Genomic DNA, 21038 nt, shown 5'->3' on the forward strand with positions numbered 1-21038 from the left:
AGCCGACAACCTGCGCAGCCTGGGCAAGGCCGCCGAAACGGACAATGCGCGCCAGGTGCTGGAGCATTGCGCCGGCGACATGGAAGAGGCCGCACGCCGCCTGGGCGTCAGCCGCAGCACCGTGTGGCGGCGGGTACGCAGGCTCGGCTGAGCGGCCCGGTCACAATTACTAAACACAAACGTGACATTTTTTTTCAGCTAGCCGCATTCGCCTAGAAACGATCACGGAGCTGTCAAATGAAGGTTACGGTATTCGGTACCGGCTATGTCGGCCTCACCCAGGCAGTGTGCCTGGCCCAGGTGGGACACTCGGTGCTGTGCATGGATGTCGATGCCGAGCGGGTCGCGGCCCTGGTCCAGGGCCACTGCCCGATCTTCGAGCCGGGCCTGGCGCCGCTGCTGGAAAAGAACCTGGCCTGCGGGCGCCTGCGCTTCACCACCGACCCGGGCCTTGCCAGCAACCACGCCCGCCTGCTGTTCATCGCCGTGGGCACCCCGCCGCAAGCCGATGGCAGCGCCGACCTGAGCCAAGTGTTCGCCGTGGTCGACAACATCCTGGCGCACGCCAGCGAGCCCAAGGTGATCGTCAACAAGTCCACCTCGCCGGTCGGCACGGTGGACCGGATCAAGGCGCGCATCGCCCAGGCCGTGGCCGACGGCGAACGCTTCCAGGTCATCAGCAACCCGGAGTTTCTCAAGGAAGGCACGGCCCTGGATGACTGCATGCGCCCCGAACGCATCATCATCGGCGGCGCCGCGCCGGCTGAAGTGGAGCTGTTGCGCGAGCTGTACCTGCCGTTCAGCCGCAACCGGGAAAAGCTCATGGTGATGGATGCGCGCAGCGCCGAGCTGACCAAGTACGCGGCCAACTGCATGCTGGCGACGAAGATTTCCTTCATCAACGAGATGGCCAACCTGGCCGAACACCTGGGCGCCGACATCGAGATGGTGCGCCGTGGCATCGGCTCGGACCCGCGCATCGGCTACGACTTCATCTACGCCGGCTGTGGCTTTGGCGGCTCGTGCTTCCCCAAGGACCTGCAGGCTCTGCGCCGCAGCGCCGAGGCCGAGGGCTTCGAGCCGCAGTTGCTGCAGGCGGTGGAAACGGTCAACCAGCGCCAGAAGCAGCGCTTGTTCGACAAGATCCAGCGGCATTACCCCGGCGGCCTGCGGGGCAAGGTGTTCGCCCTGTGGGGCTTGTCGTTCAAGCCCAACACCGATGACATCCGCGAGGCCCCCAGCCGCGTGCTGCTCGAAGCGCTGTGGGCCGCCGGCGCCCGGGTGCAGGCCCACGACCCGCAGGCCATGGACGAGATCCACCGGCATTACGGCCCGCGCCCAGACCTGCAACTGATGGCCGGCAAGGACGAGGCACTGCACGGCGCCGACGCCCTGGTGATCGCCACCGAGTGGCAGGACTACCGGGTGCTGAACCTTGAGCAGATGCCGCAGCTATTGGCCGACCGCGTGGTGTTCGACGGGCGCAACCTGTTCGAGCCCGAGCACATGGCCGCCGCCGGCCTGACCTACTACGGCATCGGTCGCGGGCAGGTGCCGCCGCGCTGGCTGGCCGCGCAGCATGCCCCGCGCCTTACTGCTCTGCCACTGGCCCGATAGCCGCCGCCTCACCCACCAGCTGGCCTGCCTGGCAGGGCCGGAACAGGTCCAGCTGGTCGCGGTACACCGCAGTCTGCACATCCATCAGGCCAAGCACCGAATGGAACAGGTTGTCGTGGGACAAGCTCGCACCGGTGCGCTGGGCCATGCACGGCTGGGAAATGCCGCGGCTGGCGGCCAGCTGCCGGGACAGCCACAGCACCATCGGCACATGGGTCTGCTCCGCCGGCGCCATGGCGTAAGGCAGGCCGTGCAGGTACACGCCCTTCTCGCCCAGCGATTCGCCGTGGTCGGAGACGTAGAGCATGGCGCTGTCGTAGTGGCGGTCGTTGCGCTTGAGCAGGTCGATCACCTGGGCCAGCACGTGGTCGGTGTAGAGCACGGTGTTGTCGTAGGCGTTGCGGATCGCCTGGTCCTCGCACTGGTCGAGCTGGTTGTCCCGGCACACCGGGGTGAAGCGCTCGAAGGCGGCCGGGTAGCGCTTGTAGTAGGCCGGGCCGTGGCTGCCTTTCATGTGCAGCACCACCACGGTGTTGCCCGTGCCGCTATCGAGGTAGTCCTGCAGGCCGGCGAGCAGCACCTCGTCGAAGCATTCGCCGGTGATGCACAACGCGCCGATGCCGGCGTGGGACATGTCCTGGCTGGGCACGCGGTCGCAGGCGCCCTTGCAGCCGGAGTTGTTGTCGCGCCACAGCACGCCGACACCGGCACGCTGCAGCACATCGAGCAGGCCTTCGCGGTGGCTGCCGTACTGGTCTTTCCACTCCTTGCGGCCCAGGTCCTGGAACATGCAAGGCACCGACACCGCCGTGGCGGTGCCGCAGGAGCTGACATCGGCGAAGCTCAGCACGTCGCGCCGGGCCAGTTCGGGGTTGGTCTGGCGTGGGTAGCCGTTGAGCGAGAAGTTCATCGCCCTGGCCGTCTCGCCCACCACCAGCACCAGCAGCTTGCGCCGCCCATCGGCGCTGGCGTCGACCCGCTGGTGGGCGTCCAGGCCGACCTGGATGAAGGCCTTGGGCTTGGCCAGGCTCTGCTTGGCATAGCTGTGCATGGCGCCCAGCACGTTCGAGGGGGTGAGGATCAGCCGCACTTCGCGGTTGTTGCGCAGCAGCGAGGCGTATGACTGGTACTGGGTCGCCAGGATCACCCCGACCATGGCCAGCACCGCCACCAGGCTGCCCACGCGCCACATGGCCTGGCGGCGCCAGCGCGGGCGCTGCAGCGGCAGGCGGTACAGCACCACGATGGGCAGCAGCGCCGTGGCCAGCAGCCACACCAGCATGCCAGTGCTGAGCAGGTCACGGGCCTCGGCCGGGTCGGTCTGCAGCAGGTTGGCCAGCATCGAGGCGTCGATGACGATGCCGTAACGGGAAATGAAGTAGCTGGCGACCGAGGCCACCACCAGCAGCAGCGCCAGCACCGGGCGCAGCAGGCGCCCCCAGCACAGCGCCCAGAGGATGATGAAGTGCCAGGCCAGCACGAACAGCGGCAGGCTGATCAGAAACAGCGGGTTGCCGTTGTCGAAACCATCGATGGCCCGCCAGACCTTCGACCAGAACACCGCGTTGACCGCCACGGTCATCCACAGCGCCACCAGCAGAATGACCCCCAGGGGGTTGATGCCCTTGCTTTCCCGGCTGAGCGCCTGGGAAGTTACCGCGTCCTTGTTCATTGACCTACCGCTCCACAATCAGGTTGGCAAAACACGTTCTAGTTATGTGTTGGAAACTTGCGATGACGCACGTAGGCATGGCATTTGATGATCAGCACCGCACCCCACGGGATCACCAGGCCGATGGTGACCAGGGCGAGCAGCAAGGTATTGCGCTCGACCAGCCGAAAGAAATCGAATGCCGCGCACAGCAGCACCAGCAGCACCCCCGCCAACGAAACGGAGCCGGGGTTGCCAGGATGCGTGCGCGTGAAGGGATGGTGGCGGATGTAGCCCACCAGCCAGAGAAACACCCAGGTCACGATCGATGCCATGAACAGCATGAGAAACAGCAACCGATAGGCGAACATGGAATCAGGCATGGCCCACCCTCCGCGCACGAGCACGCATGGCCACCCTTTTAAAGGGCCGTGGATGAAATATTTGTTAATAAAGCGTGCTGAAGATATTCAGGGGCAGCCGCAGAGGGCCTTGGCGTAACGAGCGCGCAGGGGTATGGAGCAGACATGAGCAGACGTTCCTTGTCCGGTTCGTGAAAGTTGTGAGGCCCGTGACTTTAGCAGCGCTGCTCCAGAGCGCCAGTAAATGGGGCAAATTCACCGGGGCCAGCGCAGGCGCACCGACCAGCCGCAGCGCCTGGCGGCATCGCTGAAGCCCACCTCGATCTGCCCGCCGGAGCGTTGCACCAGGGTCTGAACGATGGACAGCCCCAGCCCCGAGCCCGGCACCTGGTGGCCCTGGCCGCGATAGAACGGGTCGAACACGCGGCCCCATTCTTCTGGCGCAACGCCTGGGCCGTCGTCGCTGACCACGACTTCCACCGCTTGCGGCGTGCTCAGGATGCGCACATCCACCTGCCCGCCTGGCGGGGCATGGTTGATGGCGTTTTCGACCAAGTTCTTGATCACCGCGCGCAGCTCCAGTTCGCGCAGCGGCAGGTTGGCATCCTCGCCTTCGACGCCGATGTCGAGCTGCTTGCGCGTGGCCAGCGGCATCAGGTCTTCGAGCACCCGGCGGCAAGCCGCGTGCACCGACACATTGCCCGCCAGCGGCTCGGCCAGTTGCGCACCGGCCAGGGCCAGCAACTGCTCGACCAGCTTGCGGCTGCGGCCGATACCGCGGCGCAACTGCTGCACTTGCGCCTGGGCAGCGGCGGGCATCGGCTCGGCTTCCAGCGCTTCGGCCTGCAGCGACAGCGCCGTCAGCGGCGTGCGCAGTTCATGGGCGGCATCGGCGACGAAGCGTTTTTGCCCCTCCACGCTGCGCGACACGCGCCCGAGCAGGCGGTTGATGGCCTGCACGAACGGGCGAATTTCGCAGGCCATGGCCTGGTCATCGATCGGCCGCAGGTCGTGGTCTTCGCGCCGGTCGAGCGCGGCGGCCACGGTGGCCACGGGCTTGAACAGCTTGCGGATCAGGTCGGCGACCACCAGCAACAGGATCGGAAACAAAATGGCGAACGGCAGCAAGGCGCGCCAGGCGCTGCCCCGCGCATCACGGTTGCGGCTGCCGATTTCCTGGGCCACCACGAAACGCGCGCCCGAGGCGTCCTTGCCGACCCAGACGCGAAACGGTTCATGGCCCACGTCCACCGTCGACAGGCCATCGGCCACAGACGCGGGAATGGGCAGTGGCAGGCGGCTGTCATCGCCATGCACGGCGTTGGCGCCATCGGCCAGGTACTGGATCACGATGCGGGTTTCCTCATCGTCCTCGCCAGCGCCTGGCGTGGCGGCGGGGTAATGGAAGCCCAGGCCCTGGCGGGTGTGCAAGGCGGCGACCTGGCGCAGGCTGTTGTCCTGGAACTCCAGGGCTTCATCAAAGGCCGAGAGGTAGCTGAACACGCCCGTGAGCGTGGCCACCAGCAAAATCGCCACGCCCAGCGCCAGCGACAGGCGCAGTTGCAGCGAATGCTTCAGTCGCCTTTCGAGACCATCCATCCCAGCCCCCTGACGTTGCCAATGACATCCTTGCCCAGCTTGCGCCGCAGCCCATGGATGAGAAATTCCACGGCGTTGCTCTCGACCTCGTTGCCCCAGCCGTACAGCCGGTCTTCCAGCTCGCCGCGCGAAAGGATCGCCCCGGGCCTGACCAGCAGGGCCTGGAGCAAGGCGAATTCGCGGGCAGACAGTTGCACCGGCGGCTGGCCCTGCACCCACGCGCGCTTGAGCGCAGGGTCGAGGCTGACCCGGCCATTGCCCAGCTCCGGCGCAGCACGGCCGCCCTTGCGGCGCATGACGGCGCGCATCCGCGCCAGCAGCTCGGCCATCTCGAAGGGCTTTTGCAGAAAGTCGTCGGCACCGCCGTCCAGCCCGCGCAGGCGGTCCTCCAGCCCCGGGCGCGCGGTGATGATCAGCAGCGGCACCGGGTTGTCGGCGCCGCGCAGGCGCTCGAGCAGTTGCAGGCCGTCCTGGCCGGGCAGGCCGAGGTCGAGCAGCACCTGGTCGTAGGCCTGGGTGCGCAGCGCCGCTTCGGCCGTCAGCCCATCAGCGACCCAGTCGACGGCATAGCCCGCGGCCTGCAGGGCCGCCTGCAGGGCCTGGGCGATCATCGCGTCGTCTTCGACCAACAATATGCGCATGCGGCCTCCAGGGGCGCGAACCGGTGAGGCAACGATAGCCTCCCCAGGTCAGCCTTGTCGCGGGCCTTGCAAGCTGTCGAAGGCCTTGAGCAGGTCATCCATCGCCGCCTTGCAGGCCGCCTGCTGCGGTTGGCTCGCGCGCAGGGCGTCGAGCGCGCGGTCGATGGCCTTGTCCAGCACGTGCCAGTCGCTGGCGGCGCGCGGCTTGATGCCGGCCTCGGCATCGTCCCAGGTCTTTTCCAGGTCCTTGATGCGCACCTTGGCGCCGGGCAGGTCCTGGGCCTGCACCTTGGCGGCGACATCGTCGGCGATGCGGCGAAACGCGCTCAGGTCACCGAGCTTGCTGGGCGCATGCACCCCGGCGGCGCCTGCTGGCGGGGCATCGACCTTGGAGCAGCCTTGGCTTGCGCCGAGCACGGCGGCCAGGCAGGCGATGGACAGGCTGGTGAGCAGTTTGTGACGAATAGCCATGGGGATTACCTCGTGATCGGGGAGCAGGTTCAAGGTGCGACGCGTTTGGCCTGGACGGCGCCGAACTGGGCAACGGCGACCAGGATGAAAATGACGCAGAGGAAGATCGCGCTGGTCCAGCTGGCGCCCATGCCCAGGCCGCCGTAGTCGCGGGACTGGGTCAGCAGGTCGCCCAGCGAGGCGCCGAGCGGGCGCGTGAGGATGTAGGCGACCCAGAACACCAGCACCGTGTTCACGCCCAGGCGCCAGGCCAGCAGGCACGCGGCGATCAAGGCGCTGAAGATCAGGGTGCCGAGGTCGAAGCCAAGGCCCAGCGCTTCGGTCGCCAGGTCGCCTGCGGCGGTGCCCAGGGCGAAGGTGCACAGCACCGTGGTCCAGTAGAACAACTCGCGTCGGGCAGTGACGATGCGGCGGATAGAGAGGGTGCGTTCCAGCGCGTACCAGGCGGCGAAGTTGCCGATCAGCAACAGCGAGAAGGCCGCCGTGCTGGCGTAGAGGCTGATGTTCAGTTCATCGGTGAGGATGTCGGTGATCTGCGTGCCGAGGATGCTCACCAGCACCACGCACAGCCAGTAGATCCAGGGCTCGCACTCGCGCTTGCGCATCTGCAGGGTGAGCGCGGCGGCCAGCAGCAGGGCCATCACCACACTGGTGATGCCCAGGCCCCAGCCGATGTCGACGGCGAGAAAATCGGCGAAGGTCTCGCCCACGGTGGTGGACATGACCTTGATGATCCAGAAGGACAGCGTCACTTCCGGGACTTTGTTGAGCCAGCCAGTGCTTTGCGCGTGCATCGCGGGTGCCTCCTTGGTTCCTGAGGTGGATTCAAGGAGGCACGCTACCGGGCGAAACTTAGCTGGGCCTGAGCAGGCTCATGTGCAGCAGCGGGAATGGCCGGCCTTCGCCGTCCAGCGGGGAGCGGCCGGTCTGCACGAAGCCGTAGTGCAGGTAGAAGCCCACCGCCTGCGGGTTCTGCTCGTTGACGTCGACGCTCAGCGCCTGGCGTGAGGCGCGCACATGGTCGAGCAGCGCCCGGCCGATGCCTTGGCCATGCAGGTCGGGGTCGACGAAGAGCATTTCCACGTGGTCGTCGCTCAGGCCGATGAAACCCAGCGGGGTGTCATCGGTATCGACCGCGACGCTCAGTGCGACAGCGGGCAGGTAGCTGTCGCGCAGCGGCGCGATCAGCGCCTGGATATCGGCAGGTTGCAGGAAGTGGTGGGTGGTGCGCACCGCGCGCAGCCAGATGTCGAGCAGCAGCGGATGGTCCGCGGCAATGCCCTGGCGAATGATCATCGAATCATCCTCGTTCACAAGTTGATGGAAGCGTGGCACGCCGTTGGTGGGCGAGCCTGTGGACGTCGGCATGGTGTATGCCCGCTTCGCGAATCAACGCCTGGGCGGAGCACGGCACAGTGGCCGAAAAGGAAGGAGGCGGCATTCTAATCGGTTGTTCAGGAGCCGTGAACCACCCTGCCCTGCCGCGCCTTAAGGGCTTGGCAGACGAATGCCAGCGCGCGTTGAAAGACGGGGTGGCATTCGGCATAGGGCAAAGCGTCGAGCGAAGCCCAGAAGAACGCGAAGCAGTGGCCGTGGTCATCCAGCGTCTGGTGCGTCCAGGCAGCCGGCAGTGCGCGCTCGACGCGGCACAGGTGATACGACCACACCTGGCCTGCGTGGCCGGCATCCCAGCAGCCCAGGTCGTCCTGCACCTGGGCGTCGCTGATGCCGGACTCTTCCGCCAACTCACGCAATGCCGCAGCGCGCGGGGCTTCTGCGGGCTCGAGGGTGCCCTTTACCAGTTGCACGCCGGCCAGTGGGTGGCGGAACAGCAGGAGCTTGGGCGGTGATTCGGGTGAGAGCAGGATTGGGCAGGCTTTGTTTGGGTGCATGGTGATTTCGATCGATGCGTTCCGTTGCTGGTGGTTCAGGCAGGCATTGTAGCGCCCGGGGCCGCTTCGCGGCCCATCGCCGGCAAGCGCGGCTCCCACAGGTACAGCGCAGGTCTGAAGGCGGGTGATATTCCTGTGGGAGCCGGCTTGCCGGCGATGAGGCCGGTACTGACCACAGCGCTTTGAATCGCTGTCTACCATGGGCTCTTTATCCAATATCGGCCCCATCACTTGGTAGTCGGCTGCGGACCGAAGTGCGCGACCTTACTGGTCAATGCCACGCCCAGTCGATGTCGACTCAGATCCAGACGTCATTCAGCGCTGTTCGCTCCCCGCCTTCATGACCGGTATTCAACACGCCTCGCGGCTCGATCATCATGATTTTTGTTTCCGTCTCTGCCGCCGTTCTGTGCTCTACACCACGCGGTACGACATATAACTCGCCCGGTTTCACATGAGCACAGCCATCGGGAAGATCGATGCGCAAGAGGCCTTCGAGCACCAGAAAAGCCTCATCGGTTTCCGGGTGTGAATGCCAGATGAATTCACCTTCGATACGTACCACCTTGAACTGGTAGTCGTTCATTTGCGCGACGACCCTCGGACTCCATTGCTGCTCGATCAGAGAAGCTTTTTGAGCCAGGTTCACAGGCTGTGCTGCCAATTGCTGATGCATGCGGGACATAACTGATTCTCTCCAAATTGGAGTGACCAGCCTATCGAACGGTAAGCGCGCTGTTCTTGTACGATCCTGCAACTCAGCGAACAGTGCGTAAGCGTTCCAGCCAACGCAGAGGCGGCACGCCGTAAGTTCGCGTGAAGTGCCGAGTCATGTGGCTCTGATCATGAAAGCCTGAGGCGAGCGCGGCATCGACCAATGTGAAACCATCCAGAATCAGTCTGCGGAAAGAGTCCAGCCGCCTTAGCGTGACAAAACGGTATGGGCTGGTGCCATAGAGGGCCCGAAAGTCTCGCGACAAGCTCCATTGCTCGCGCCCACTCGCCTGTTCGAGCATCTCCAGCGTGATGCCCAGGTGAAGGTGCTCCATGATGAACGCCCTGGCGCGCTCGGCAGAGCGATAATCCAGGCGTTTGCGGCCACGCGGCTTGCCGCCGACTACACGAAGCGCCATTGCCAAGTCATAGACGGCGTCCTGTTCCTCCAGTGCTTCCAGAGGGTGATCCAGCGCCTGCACGAAAGCCTCACTCGCCTGGTACAAGCGCGGGTCGCAGGATAGTCCGCCAGCGATGAAAGGCAGCGGTTCTCCCCCGAGAACGTTCTGTATCAGCGACGGGTCGATGTAGGCCATCCGGTAGCGAAAACCCACCTCCGTGCCAGCCATGCCGTCATGCGCTTCGTCGGGATGCAGCACAAGTGTGTTGCCTGGCACGCCGTGGCACAGCGCGCCCTTGTAGTGAAAGCTCTGAACGCCGGCAAGGGTACGGCCTATCGAATAGGTATCGTGGCGATGCGAGTCGTAGCCGTGGCCGCCAAACCACGCTTCGATGCGCTCCACACTGCCAGGTGTCGTGCTGCGTATGACCCAATCGGAGGTGGATGACGGGGTTTCTTTTCGCGCCATGGATATGCTCACCGGTAGTGCGCCATCTTGAGTGTGGATGGTCCATCCTATTTCAGGATTCTGCGAGTACCCAATTCATTTGCGCTCAATGTCCGCTTCGGGTCGGAAGCTGTCAGTCGCAGAGTGACAGCTATCGACCCAAAGCGGCCGCTCGCGAAGGGCAGAAATAGGCAGAGGCGGTCGGTTACCCATCCCACAGTCGATCACTACCGATCACTATGTAGCGCCATATGTAAATCTCATCAAGAATATGTCGAGCCTGGCAGCGGTTTGGACGCTAGCTTTATGAGTTGCGAGAGACTCAAGGATTATCCAAGGTGCAGTTATCAAGGGTATTCGTCATAAGCCGTGCTTTATTTATGGTCTTTCTGATCAGCGGCACTGCGCTGGGTGAAACGTCGCAGATCGGTTTGTCGGTGTCTGCGCAGGTCAGTGCGGCGGCTGCAGCGCCTGACGACATCGTTGGACAAGGGATCCAGGCCGCACTTGAACCCCTGGCATCGTCATTTCCTCCCTTGATTACCTCTCGTAAACATCAACGCGCGGACATCAATCGCGTTGTTCTTGATTTCTACTCCCATCGCAGCTATCGCGCTGCCTGGACAGACGGGCGCGATATCACCCAGTTGCTCAAGAGCCTGAATGACATACAAGCTGACGGCCTGAACCCTGCGGACTTTCGGGGCGACGAGCTGGCCGAGGCTCAATCGTTTTTGCAGGCCTCCTCGACGCCAGCACAAACGGCGGCTTTTGATATCGCGCTGACCCGCACCTACATCACCGCGCTCCTGCAATTGCGGCGCGGCAAGGTCAATCCGTCGCGGCTGGATTTTCATTGGAACTTCGACCCGATCGGTGTTGATCCCCGTGAAGATGTGAACAGTTTCTTTGCTGCCCTGGATGCTCACGATGTGGCCCGTGCATTCGCCCAGGCGCCGCCGCAAGAGGCGCTTTATAGCAGCATGCGTGAGGCATTGGCGCAGTTGCGTCAGGTTCGCGATGCCGGTGGTTGGCCGAAAGTCGCCGAAGGGCAGTCACTCAAGCCGGGGATGGACGGCGCTGTGGTCGCACAGTTGCGTGCTCGTCTGGTGGCCGGTGGTTATCTGGAGCCGCATAAGGGCAAACGCAATGCTTACGACGATAAAGTCATTGCTGCGGTGAAGAAGTATCAGGTCGATCAGTATCTTGGCGTTGATGGCGTGGCTGGGGCGGCGACTCTGGCGGCGCTGAATGTGCCTGTCGAGGCACGGATTGATCAGGTCCGGGTGAACATGGAACGGGCGCGTTGGCTGCTCCACAAACTCCATGGCACTTTTGTCGTTGTCGATATCGCCGGCTACAAAGTGGCGTTCTACCGCGACGGCGAACCCATCTGGCGTTCCCGAGTACAGGTCGGCAAGCCTGTGCGCAGCACCCCGGTGTTTCAGTCCGAGATCACCTACATCACCTTCAACCCCACCTGGACTGTGCCGCCGACGATTCTGGTCAAGGATATGCTGCCAAAGATTCAGCAGAACCCGGGTTACCTTGCAGCCAGCCGGATCAGGGTCCTTGATCGTGCTGGCAACGAACTCGATCCGGCGAACGTCGACTGGTACAACGCGCGCGGCCTCACGCTGCGCCAGGACGCCGGCCCTACCAACTCGTTAGGGCAGGTGGTCATTCGTTTCCCCAACGACTATGCGATTTACCTGCACGACACGCCGCATCGCGAGTTGTTCGCCAATCCCGTGCGCACCACCAGCTCCGGATGTATTCGGGTGGAGAATCCACTGCAGTTGGTCGAGTTGTTGTTCAACGACCCGGTGCGCTGGAACAGCGAGGGGATTCAAAAGCAGTTGGCCAATGGCAAAACCAAGAACATCAAGCTTCCGGTCAAGGTACCGGTGTTGCTGGCCTATTGGACGGTCGACTTGAGCACCGAGGGGCGGGTGACGTTCAAGCCCGACATTTATGGCTACGACACGCCGCTATTGCGGCAGTTGAATTTGCCTTCAGTACTGCCCGCCTTGGCGTTGCCGCAGGCAGAAACGACTAGGGTGGTCACAGGGCAAAGCCAGATTTAGGCACCCCATGCGCAACTAGAATTTGCGACGCCCACCGATTGGAGCATGTCCACTTGCGCTGCGCTCGAATTCGCTAGCCTAGCGGCAATACAAGTTGGTTGATCGAGCGGTAGTTGTCGATGGCGAGGGGGGGGGTGAGCATGCGGGATTTCGTACAGAACCTACACTGGCTTGATCAATTCGAGTAGCTAGAATAAATGGCTGACAGTGAATCTTGGGTGGCCGCTGTCGACCCGAAGCAGACAGCGATCCAAAGCTCTATGGTCAGAACCGGCCTCATCGCCGGCAAGCCGGCTCCCACAGGAATATCACCCGCCTTCAGGCCTGCGCTGTACTGTGGGAGCCGGCTTGCCGGCGATGGGCTGCGAAGCGGCCCCGGTAACAGGTGTCTGCTTCGGCTCGATAGCGGTCAGTGCAGGGACTTCTTCATCTTCACGCCCCTGCACAGTTCCTATAATCCGCACATCCCCAGCCCTACCAGGAGCCCACCGTCATGCCTCACGTCCATGACGCTGCCCAGACCGGATACTCCCGCCAGGCCCAGACCTATACGCAGGGCCGGCCAACCTACCCCGAAGCCCTATCCACCTGGCTGCACCAGGCGCTGATGATCGATGGGCAAACCCGCGTCATCGACCTTGGCGCCGGCACTGGCAAGTTCACTCGCCTGTTGCAACCACTGACTGACCGGCTGATTGCCGTCGAGCCCGTCGAGGCGATGCGCCAGGAGTTCGCCAAGTGTGTGCCCGGCATCGAGGTGCTTGCCGGAACGGCACAGGCAATCCCCTTGCCCACTGCCAGCGCCGAGGTGGTGCTGTGCGCCCAGGCCTTCCACTGGTTCGCAGACGCCCAGGCACTGGCGGAGATCCATCGGGTGCTCACCCCTGGCGGGCGCCTGGGGCTGGTGTGGAACGTTAGGGATGAATCGGTCGATTGGGTCGCGGCGATCACCCGCATCATTGCCCCTTACGAGGGCGATACACCGCGCTTTCATACCGGCCGATGGCGCGACGCGTTCGACGGCTCTGGTTTCTCTAAGCCTGAACTTACCTGCTTCGAGCACGCTCACATCGGCAGCGTCGAAACAGTGATCATGGAGCGGTTTCTGTCGGTCAGTTTCATCGCCAGCCTGCCGCCTGCGGACAAGGCCGAGGTTACCCGGCAACTGCGCGAACTGATCCAGACGCACCCGGCGCTGCGGGGCGTGGAAACCCTCGCGTTTCCCTATCAGACCCAGGCGTACCTCTGCCAGCGACTTGGCTGAGGTTGCGCCCGATCAAGTACAGCGGAGCACTTTTGGGAGCGGGCTTGCCCCGCGAAACAGACAACGCGGTGGATGGCACCGGCTGCGCCGGTGTTCGCGGGGCAAGCCCGCTCCCACGGGAACTGTGTCACCTTCCAGAGAGTGGGTAAGGCGGTTTGATGCTCGACCAAGGCGGCGCTGGCTAACAGCCATCTTCAACGTTCTTGTCGGCACTCGATTAGTCAAATATGATACTACGTCTCATTTGCATCGATACCGTGACCGCCGATGGCATCCGTCGATACCGCTCAGTTCACCGCTCTGTACGAACAGCAACACCGCTGGTTGCGTAGCTGGCTGTATCGGCAACTGAGCTGCTCACACCGCGCTGCCGACCTGATGCAGGACACCTTCATGCGCCTGTTGGTCAGCCAGGAGGCGTTCGAAATCCGCCAGCCTCGGCCCTTTTTGGCCAAGGTGGCGCGCAGTGTCCTGTGCAACCACTACCGCCGCGCACGCTTGGAAAAGGCCTACCTGGATGCACTGCAGGCACAAGACCCAGGCGTGCTGCCGGATCTGGCGACCCAGTTGATCGTTTTCGAGACCCTGGTACGCCTCGACGAAGCGCTCTGCGAACTGGATGTCGCCGTCAAAAAGGCGTTTCTCTGGTCGCAACTCGATGGCCTCAGCCACGGGGAAATTGCCGAGCGCCTGGGTATTTCAATCGCTACCGTCAAGCGCCACATCATCAAGGCTGGCGCCCGATGCATGCTGGTTGCGGGCCCGCTGCAATGACCATCGCCACCAATGCCCTTGCCCGGGAACCTGCGCTATCGCCGAAAATGTGCGAGGAGGCGATGGAATGGTGGCTCGATATGCAGGAGGCCCCTTTCGATTCATCCGCACAGGCCGCTTTCATGGCATGGCGCAGTGAACACCCCTTGCATGAGCTGGCCTGGGAAAAAGCCTTGGCGCTGGGCGAGCAGCTCGATTCACTGCGCACCCGCGGCGATGCCAACCTGGCCCGCCAGGCCCTGCTGCTGCCCTCCCAGGAAGGGCTGAGCAGGCGCCGGGCAATCAAGGGCCTGGCCTTGCTGCTGGCTGCAAGCGCCGGCGCATGGGCGAGTCGCGACAGCGAGATGGTGTCGCGCATGAGTGCCGACTACACCACCGGCGTGGGCGAGCAGCGAGCTGTTGCGCTGGCCCCGGGCCTGTCGCTTGAGCTCAATACCCGCAGTGCGTTGAACGCTCGGGCGACTGAGCATCGCTGGCACCTTCGGCTGCTCAGCGGCGAGGTGTTGATCGACACGGCCTTGAACCCGGCGGTATCTGTCGACACCGCCCAGGTTCGCGCGCAGACGCCCTCGGCGCGGTTCACGGTGCGCCAGTTCGACAATGGTTCGACCCAGTTGGCGGTCTATCGGGGCTCGCTGCGAGTCACGCCCACCAAGGCTGGCGACTGGACGCCCCTGCAAGCCGGGCAACAGGCACGTTTCGGGCCGCTGGGGGTGCTCGATCAGCATGCAGTGCAAGCCTCCACCGCCGCCTGGGCCGAGGGCATGATCGTCGCCGACGGGCAACCGCTGCAGGCGTTTCTCGATGAACTTGGCCGGTATCGCCATGGCCACCTGGGGTGCGACGCCGCCTTGGCCAACCTGCAAGTGTGGGGCACCTACCCGCTGGCAGACAGTGACCGGATCATCGATGCCGTGGCCCAGACACTGAAGCTGGATGTACAACGCTTCACGCGCCTGTGGGTCAATTTGCGCCCCTCGCCAGCTAACGTTTGACGTTTTTTCGTCCTCGATGAGCCGTTTTGATTTCTGGCGAGACTCATAGGCCATACATCAAAAATCATCGGGAACCTTCGCATGCGCCACCGCCGTCTTTCGTCCTGCTACAACACCTCGCTCGCGGCTTGCGCCGCAGCGGTGCTGATCGCCACTTCATCGCCCGTGTGGGCCGCCGCCGACAGCAGCGTGCAGCACTACGAAATCCCCCCGGCGCCGCTGGGCACTGCGCTCAATCAACTGGGCCAGCAAGCCCATTTGCTGTTGTCGTTCCCCAACGACTTGATTGCCGGGCACAGCAGCCCGGGCCTGAGCGGCGACTACACGGTCGAGGGTGCCTTGCAGGCACTGCTTGCGGGCAGCCAACTGATTGCGGTGCGCCTGCCGGATGGGCGCTACACCCTCCAGCCGGCGCCGGCCACTACCGGCATCGAGCTTCAGAGCATTTCGATTTCGGGCAAGGCGCCCGGGTCGACCACAGAGGGCACGGGGCTCTACACCACCTACTCCTCCAGCAGCTCGACCCGCCTGAACCTGACGCCCCAGGAAACCCCGCAGTCGCTGACCGTCATGACCCGCCAGCGCCTGGATGACCAGCGCCTGACCAACCTCAGCGATACCCTCGATGCCACGCCGGGCATCATCGTGTTGCGCGACGGGCTGGGCGCCGAATCCGACGGTTACTTTTCGCGCGGCTTCGAGATCCAGAACTTCGAGATCGATGGCGTGCCCACCGTCAAGCGCATGGACAACTACACCCAGAGCATGGCCATGTATGACCGTGTGGAGGTGGTGCGCGGTGCCACCGGCCTGATCAGCGGCCTGGGCAGCCCGTCAGCGACGATCAACCTGATCCGCAAGCGCCCGACCGTCGAGGCTCAGGCCAGCGTCTGGGCAGAAGCCGGTAACTGGGACCGCTACGGCACCGGCTTCGATGTGTCCGGCCCGCTGACCGAAACCGGCAATGTACGCGGGCGCCTGGTCGCCGACTTCAAGACCGAGAAGTCCTGGGTGGACCGCTACAAGCAGGACTCGCAACTGATCTACGGCATCACCGAGTTCGATCTCACTGAGGACACCCTGCTGACCATGGGCTTCAGCTACCAGCGCACGGACGTCGACTCGCCGATGCGCTCCGGCCTGCCGACGCGCTTTACCGACGGCTCACGCAGCAATCTCAAGCGCTCGCTCAATTCGGCGCAAACCTGGTCCTACAACGACCATGAACAAACCAGCTTCTTCACCTCGATCGAACAGCAGTTCGCCCATGGCTGGAGCGGGAAGGTCGAACTGACCCACTCGGAAAACAAGTTCGACGAAGTCTTCAACTACGTCAACGGCGGCCTCGCCCCGGACGGGAGCGGCACCACGCAGTTGCCCGTGCGCTTCTCCGGTATCCCGCGGCAGAACAACATCGATGCCTACCTGACCGGCCCGTTCAGCCTGCTGGGCCGAGAGCACGAGCTGATCGCCGGCGTGACCTTGTCCAACGCCTACGAGAACGTGCCAAGCTACGGCGGCTGGAAATACGACTACTCCGGCTCGCCGGCCGGCGCGATCGACAACCTGCTGAACTGGAACGGCAACTCGGCGAAACCTTCGTTCGACGTCACGGGCAAATCCACCGCCGACGAAACCCAGTACGCCGCCTACCTCGCCACGCGCCTGCACGCCACCGACAACCTCAGTGTCTTGCTAGGTAGCCGGGTGATCGACTGGCATCGCGACATCGAAGACAAACCCTACAACGCCGAAAAGACCAAGACCAAGGAATCGGAAACCGGTGTCTACATCCCGTATGCCGGCGTGGTGTATGACGTCAACGACACGTGGTCGCTGTATGCCAGCTACACGAAAATCTTCAACCCGCAGTCGTCGTGGGTGCGCGACATCGACAACAAGCCCCTCGACCCCATGGAAGGCACCGGCTATGAAGTGGGTGTGAAAGGCAGCCACTTCGACGGCAGGCTGAACTCCAGCGTCGCGCTGTTCAAGATCGAGCAGGACAACCTGGCGATCTGGATCGACACCCCAGGCGGCAACACCTACAAGTCGGAACAGGGCACCACGACCAAGGGCGCGGAATTCACCCTGGACGGCGAGCTGGCCGAAGGCTGGCAGGCGTCTGCCGGGTATGCCTATGCGGTCAGCACCGACGCCGACGACCAGCGCATCGTCACCACCCTGCCCCGCCACAGCCTGAAGACCTTCACCAGCTATCGCCTGCCGGGAGTTCTGGACAAGGTCACCCTTGGCGGCGGCGTGAACTGGCAGAGCAAAACCGGTGCCGACCTGCACACCTTCACCCAGGGCAGCTACGCCGTGACCAACCTCCTGGCGCGCTACGACTTCAACCAGCACCTGAGTGCGTCAGTGAACCTGAACAACGTGTTCGACCGCCAATACCTCAGCTATGCCGGCGACCACGGCATGTATGGCGCGCCGAGAAACATCATGACGGGTATCAGGTACAACTTCTGACGCTCCGCGCAGCGTGCTGAACCGGGCCATCGGTGTACATTCTCGGGAGGCGCTGCCAGCAATAGGCAAACAATAGGCAAAAGGAGGATGTACGCCCCCTCCCGCAAACCTCATCTACACTGCTGCAAACTCAATTGAGAGCAGGCGCGAACATGAGCCCGTCATCCCGCTGGAAGTCACTTCTGGCCTGAGAGTGACCTGCGCCGGGTCTGCGCTGATGACCGATCAGTAGAGAGAGCACATGCAAAGAACTTATCTCGCGTGCTTGTTAGCCATGATGGATTGCGTAGCGCCTGATAGTGTACATGCCGAAGACTCGGCGGAATTGGCCAAGGCAGCACTCAACCCGGTAGCGGCCATGTACAGCTTGCCGGTGCAGTACAACTGGGATCAGAAGATGGGGCCCACCGGTGAAGGGATGCACAGCGTCACCAACATCCAGCCCGTGTTGCCGTTCACGTTGAACGGTGACTGGAACCTCATTTCACGTACCATCCTGCCCCTCATCGACCAGCATGGTTTGGCCCCCAACGGCGCGGCGGACAAATCGGGTGCAGGGGATATCACGCAAAGCTTTTTCTTCTCCCCCAGCAAACCCACCGACAGTGGTTGGATTCTTGGCGCTGGCCCGGCTCTATTGATTCCCACCGGCAGTGATCAACTGCTGGGTAACGAGCAATGGGGCCTGGGCCCCACCGCAGTTGCGCTCAAACAATCAAATGGTTGGACCCGCGGCGTACTCGCCAACCACATCTGGGGCCTAGAGGGTAGCCCGCCGGATGAGAAGCAAAAGGTTAACCAGACCTTCCTGCAGCCCTTTGTGTCCTACACCACCAACACGCACACCACGTACGGTATCAACTCCGAATCAACCTATGATTGGCAAGCTCGCGAGTGGTCCGTACCCATCAACCTGACAGTCACTCAACTGCTGAAAATCAGCGGCCAGCCCCTGACCATCCAGGCAGGCCCGAGGTATTGGCTGGATAGATCAGGACAAGGACCTCAAGGCTGGGGACTGCGCGTAGCGGTGACACTACTGTTTCCCCATTAACGGATGTCCGCCTGCCCAAGCCTTTGACAATGTGAAGGAGCGACAATGAAAACCGTGCTGCTCAAAGCCAAACATGAATTCATGAAGGCGCTTCCCCCCACCCTCTTTTTCTTCATCATTCTGCACATTGTGGCGCTGATTCGCTCACTGATGATCAAGGGGTCAGGCGTAGACCTTCCCGTTTCAGCCTCCGTGCTCATCGCATCCCTGGTACTTGGGAAGTCTGTTCTGGTGGCAGACATGTTGCCCTTCATCAACCGTTTCCCTGATAAGCCACTGATATGGAATGTCAGTTGGAAGACCCTCATGTATGCCTTGGTCGCACTTGTCGTGCACTACCTGGAGCGGCTTTACGACTACTGGAAGGAGGCGCCCAGCTTCATGGAGGCCAATGCCCTGCTGTGGTCCTCGATGAATTGGCCGCGCTTCTGGGCTATTCAGATTCTGCTCATGACCCTGATTTTCATGTACTGCGTCATCGCAGAACTGGCACGCGTCATTGGTCGTGAACGGCTCAAGATGATGTTCATTGGTCCGCTGCCGCCAAAGCTTACCAGGCCTGTGGACGATGCCTGAAGGCCGCTGGGCTGGCCTGCCATCTGCGCGGTAGATCGCATTTTTCACTGCCGAACGTCAAAGCTTGTGCCCCCCTCCACGAGCCGCTCGTCATAGCGCAACAAGCGCCCGGCATTGGTCAGCACCAACAGCGTGCTGAGGTTGTGCAACAGCGCCGCCACCATGGCCCCGGCCGCACCGAGCAGGCCGAAGGCGGCCGCCAGCACGATCGCCAGCGTCCAGCCCAGCCCGATCAGCACGTTCACCTGCAGCGTGCGCCGGCATTCCCGGCTCAGCCGAATACAGGTGCCCAGCCGGCGCAAGTCGCCATTGATCAGCACGATATCCGCCGCCGCCAGCGCGATGTCGGCACCGCCCGCCCCCATCGCCACCCCGACCACACCGGCCTTGAGTGCCAGCGAATCGTTGATGCCATCGCCCACCACCAAGGGGCGGAAGCCGACCTCGAGCTCCTGGTTCACCTGCCGCAGCTTGTCTTCCGGCAACGCCTCGGCCACCACCCGGCTGATGCCGACCTGCGCGGCGATGGCCTCGGCCACGCGGCGGCGATCGCCGGTCAGCAACAGCTGGCGCTGCAGGCCCAGCTCGCGCAGCTGCTGCATGGCCTCGGCCGATTCGGCGCGCACGTTGTCGGCCAGCAGCAGCCAGGCCAGGAAGCGGCCGTTCAGCGCCAGCCCGGCGATGGGGCCATCGTGGTCGGGCACGGCGGGCACATTCAGCCCCAGTTGCCGGAACAGCTCCGGGCGCCCCAGCGCCGCATCGCCCTCGGCGGTGCTTGCGACTACGCCAAAGCCCTGGCGCTCGTGAATCTCGGCCATGGGCACATGCTGGTCATGGGGCACCAGGGCCGCCAAGGCGCGGCTGACCGGGTGGCTGCTGGCCGCGCCGAGGCTGGCGGCCAGGCGCAGGGCTGCAGGCTGCGAGGCATCCTGCGCAAGGCCGACCACGCTGTGCAGGCGCAGATCGCCGTAGGTCAGCGTACCGGTCTTGTCGATCACCAGCGAAGACAGGTCGGCCAACTCTTCGAGGAAGGCCGAGCCGCGGATCAAAATGCCATGCCGGGCGGCCACGGCAATCCCCGCCACCGCCGTCGCCGGCGCGGCCAGCACCAGGGCGCAGGGGCAGGCGGCCACCAGCACGGCGAGCATGGCCTGGGCGTCGCTGGTGATGAACCAGGTCACGGCGGCAATCAGCAACACCAGCACCAAATAGCGCCCGGCATGGCGTTCGAGCAGCCGGGTGATCGGCGGCTTGGCCTGCTCGGCGCGTTGCATCAGGGCGATGACCTTGCCCAGCGTGGAATCGTCGCCGACGCGGGTTATCTCCACCCGCAACAGCCCGTCGAGGTTGATCGAGCCGCCATAGATGTCCATGCCCTTGGCCACTTCCAGCGGCACCGCCTCGCCGGTGATCGGCGCGGTGTCCAGGCTGGCCTGGCCGTCGAGGACGCGGCCATCGGCCGGCACCCGGTCACCGGCGCGCACCTCCACCTGGTCGCCCGGCGCAAGGCTGGCGTTATCCACTTCCTCGACCTGGCCATCGGCGCCGATCCGCCGCGCGTGGCTGCGCGTCAGCCGCCCCAGCGCCTCGATGGCCTCTTGCGAGCCCAGCACGCTGCGCTCTTCGAGCATGTGGCCGAAGATCATGATGATCGGCAGCAGCGCCGCGGTGGCGAGATCCCCGGTTGCCCAGGCGCCGAGCATGGCCAGGCCGATCAACTGGTCAGTGATGCCGTGCAGGCTGGGTTGGCGCAGGCTGTGCCAGGCCGAGCGCAGCACCGGCACGGCCACCAGCAGCGAGGCCGCGCCCAGCAGCAACTGGCTGACGCCCTCCTGCTCCGGGGCCAGCCAGCGCCACACCAGCCCCAGGGCCAAAAGCCCCAGGGCCAGCATGGCCAGGCTCAGCTGGCGGGCGGCGGTACGCCGCTCGCTCTGGGTCAGCAAGCCGGAGGTGAGGTGGGTGTGGGCATGCTGATGCCCGTGGCAATGATGAGCACTCATCGCGAGTACCTC

At 63.8% G+C, this 21038-nt stretch carries 20 protein-coding genes; 9 read left to right on the top strand and 11 right to left on the bottom strand.

From position 1 onward, the window contains the following. The first annotated feature begins 55 nt into the window (after positions 1 to 55). Together L6D75_RS22400 and L6D75_RS22405 are read left to right on the top strand one after the other, a co-directional pair. On the top strand, positions 56 to 151 hold the full coding sequence (locus tag L6D75_RS22400; protein ID WP_276574746.1) for a helix-turn-helix domain-containing protein: 96 nt from the start codon (positions 56 to 58) through the stop codon (positions 149 to 151). An 86-nt stretch (positions 152 to 237) separates the two neighbouring features. Then, the gene (locus L6D75_RS22405; protein ID WP_176513978.1) at positions 238 to 1617 is read left to right on the top strand and encodes a UDP-glucose dehydrogenase family protein; all 1380 of its coding nucleotides are present in this window, start codon (positions 238 to 240) and stop codon (positions 1615 to 1617) included. On the opposite strand, the gene L6D75_RS22410 is transcribed toward L6D75_RS22405, so the two are convergent. From L6D75_RS22410 to L6D75_RS22455, 10 genes are all read right to left on the bottom strand, one after another. Beyond that, positions 1592 to 3289, bottom strand: a complete 1698-nt coding sequence (locus L6D75_RS22410) for a phosphoethanolamine transferase (RefSeq protein ID WP_176513980.1) — start codon at positions 3287 to 3289, stop codon at positions 1592 to 1594. The genes L6D75_RS22405 and L6D75_RS22410 overlap by 26 nt on opposite strands. Positions 3290 to 3327: 38 nt before the next feature. Continuing rightward, complete coding sequence (locus L6D75_RS22415; RefSeq protein WP_176513981.1) at positions 3328 to 3651, bottom strand: hypothetical protein; 324 nt, start codon at positions 3649 to 3651, stop codon at positions 3328 to 3330. Positions 3652 to 3885: 234 nt separating this feature from the next. Beyond that, positions 3886 to 5229: a sensor histidine kinase gene (locus L6D75_RS22420; protein WP_176513983.1), complete on the bottom strand. Its 1344-nt coding sequence runs from the start codon at positions 5227 to 5229 to the stop codon at positions 3886 to 3888. Continuing rightward, a complete protein-coding gene (locus L6D75_RS22425) occupies positions 5205 to 5870 on the bottom strand; it encodes a response regulator (RefSeq protein WP_176513985.1) in 666 nt (221 codons plus the stop codon). Before L6D75_RS22425 ends, L6D75_RS22420 begins: the two co-directional genes overlap by 25 nt. A gap of 48 nt (positions 5871 to 5918) precedes the next feature. Continuing rightward, positions 5919 to 6341: a hypothetical protein gene (locus L6D75_RS22430; RefSeq protein ID WP_176513987.1), complete on the bottom strand. Its 423-nt coding sequence runs from the start codon at positions 6339 to 6341 to the stop codon at positions 5919 to 5921. 29 nt (positions 6342 to 6370) lie between these two features. Continuing rightward, the gene (locus L6D75_RS22435) at positions 6371 to 7135 is read right to left on the bottom strand and encodes a COG4705 family protein (RefSeq protein WP_176513989.1); all 765 of its coding nucleotides are present in this window, start codon (positions 7133 to 7135) and stop codon (positions 6371 to 6373) included. Between the two features lie 58 nt (positions 7136 to 7193). After that, complete coding sequence (locus L6D75_RS22440; protein WP_176514027.1) at positions 7194 to 7637, bottom strand: acetyltransferase; 444 nt, start codon at positions 7635 to 7637, stop codon at positions 7194 to 7196. A 158-nt stretch (positions 7638 to 7795) separates the two neighbouring features. Next, a complete protein-coding gene (locus L6D75_RS22445) occupies positions 7796 to 8233 on the bottom strand; it encodes an NUDIX domain-containing protein (RefSeq protein ID WP_176513991.1) in 438 nt (145 codons plus the stop codon). Between the two features lie 298 nt (positions 8234 to 8531). Next, positions 8532 to 8918 (bottom strand): cupin domain-containing protein, encoded by a 387-nt coding sequence (locus L6D75_RS22450; RefSeq protein ID WP_176513993.1) that lies wholly within the window; start codon positions 8916 to 8918, stop codon positions 8532 to 8534. A gap of 73 nt (positions 8919 to 8991) precedes the next feature. Next, positions 8992 to 9816: an AraC family transcriptional regulator gene (locus L6D75_RS22455; protein WP_176513995.1), complete on the bottom strand. Its 825-nt coding sequence runs from the start codon at positions 9814 to 9816 to the stop codon at positions 8992 to 8994. A 359-nt stretch (positions 9817 to 10175) separates the two neighbouring features. Here L6D75_RS22455 and L6D75_RS22460 point away from each other — a divergent pair, with 359 nt between their 5' ends. From L6D75_RS22460 to L6D75_RS22490, 7 genes are all read left to right on the top strand, one after another. Then, a complete protein-coding gene (locus L6D75_RS22460) occupies positions 10176 to 11882 on the top strand; it encodes a L,D-transpeptidase family protein (RefSeq protein WP_176513997.1) in 1707 nt (568 codons plus the stop codon). Between the two features lie 493 nt (positions 11883 to 12375). Further along, a complete protein-coding gene (locus tag L6D75_RS22465) occupies positions 12376 to 13146 on the top strand; it encodes a class I SAM-dependent methyltransferase (protein WP_176513999.1) in 771 nt (256 codons plus the stop codon). A 267-nt stretch (positions 13147 to 13413) separates the two neighbouring features. Next, a complete protein-coding gene (locus L6D75_RS22470) occupies positions 13414 to 13920 on the top strand; it encodes a sigma-70 family RNA polymerase sigma factor (protein ID WP_176514001.1) in 507 nt (168 codons plus the stop codon). Positions 13921 to 13982: 62 nt separating this feature from the next. Then, on the top strand, positions 13983 to 14915 hold the full coding sequence (locus L6D75_RS22475) for a FecR domain-containing protein (protein ID WP_276574747.1): 933 nt from the start codon (positions 13983 to 13985) through the stop codon (positions 14913 to 14915). An 81-nt stretch (positions 14916 to 14996) separates the two neighbouring features. Then, positions 14997 to 17396: a TonB-dependent siderophore receptor gene (locus L6D75_RS22480; protein ID WP_176514003.1), complete on the top strand. Its 2400-nt coding sequence runs from the start codon at positions 14997 to 14999 to the stop codon at positions 17394 to 17396. Between the two features lie 274 nt (positions 17397 to 17670). Continuing rightward, entirely contained in the window at positions 17671 to 18450 is a 780-nt protein-coding gene (locus L6D75_RS22485; protein ID WP_236193846.1) for a transporter, read from the top strand. A gap of 45 nt (positions 18451 to 18495) precedes the next feature. After that, positions 18496 to 19026, top strand: a complete 531-nt coding sequence (locus L6D75_RS22490; RefSeq protein WP_176514007.1) for a hypothetical protein — start codon at positions 18496 to 18498, stop codon at positions 19024 to 19026. A gap of 44 nt (positions 19027 to 19070) precedes the next feature. On the opposite strand, the gene L6D75_RS22495 is transcribed toward L6D75_RS22490, so the two are convergent. Continuing rightward, positions 19071 to 21026, bottom strand: coding sequence for a heavy metal translocating P-type ATPase (locus L6D75_RS22495; RefSeq protein ID WP_176514009.1), 1956 nt, complete (start codon positions 21024 to 21026; stop codon positions 19071 to 19073). Between the last annotated feature and the right edge of the window lie 12 nt (positions 21027 to 21038).

This window comes from Pseudomonas faucium, from assembly GCF_021602585.1.
Taxonomy (GTDB): Bacteria; Pseudomonadota; Gammaproteobacteria; order Pseudomonadales; family Pseudomonadaceae; genus Aquipseudomonas; species Aquipseudomonas faucium.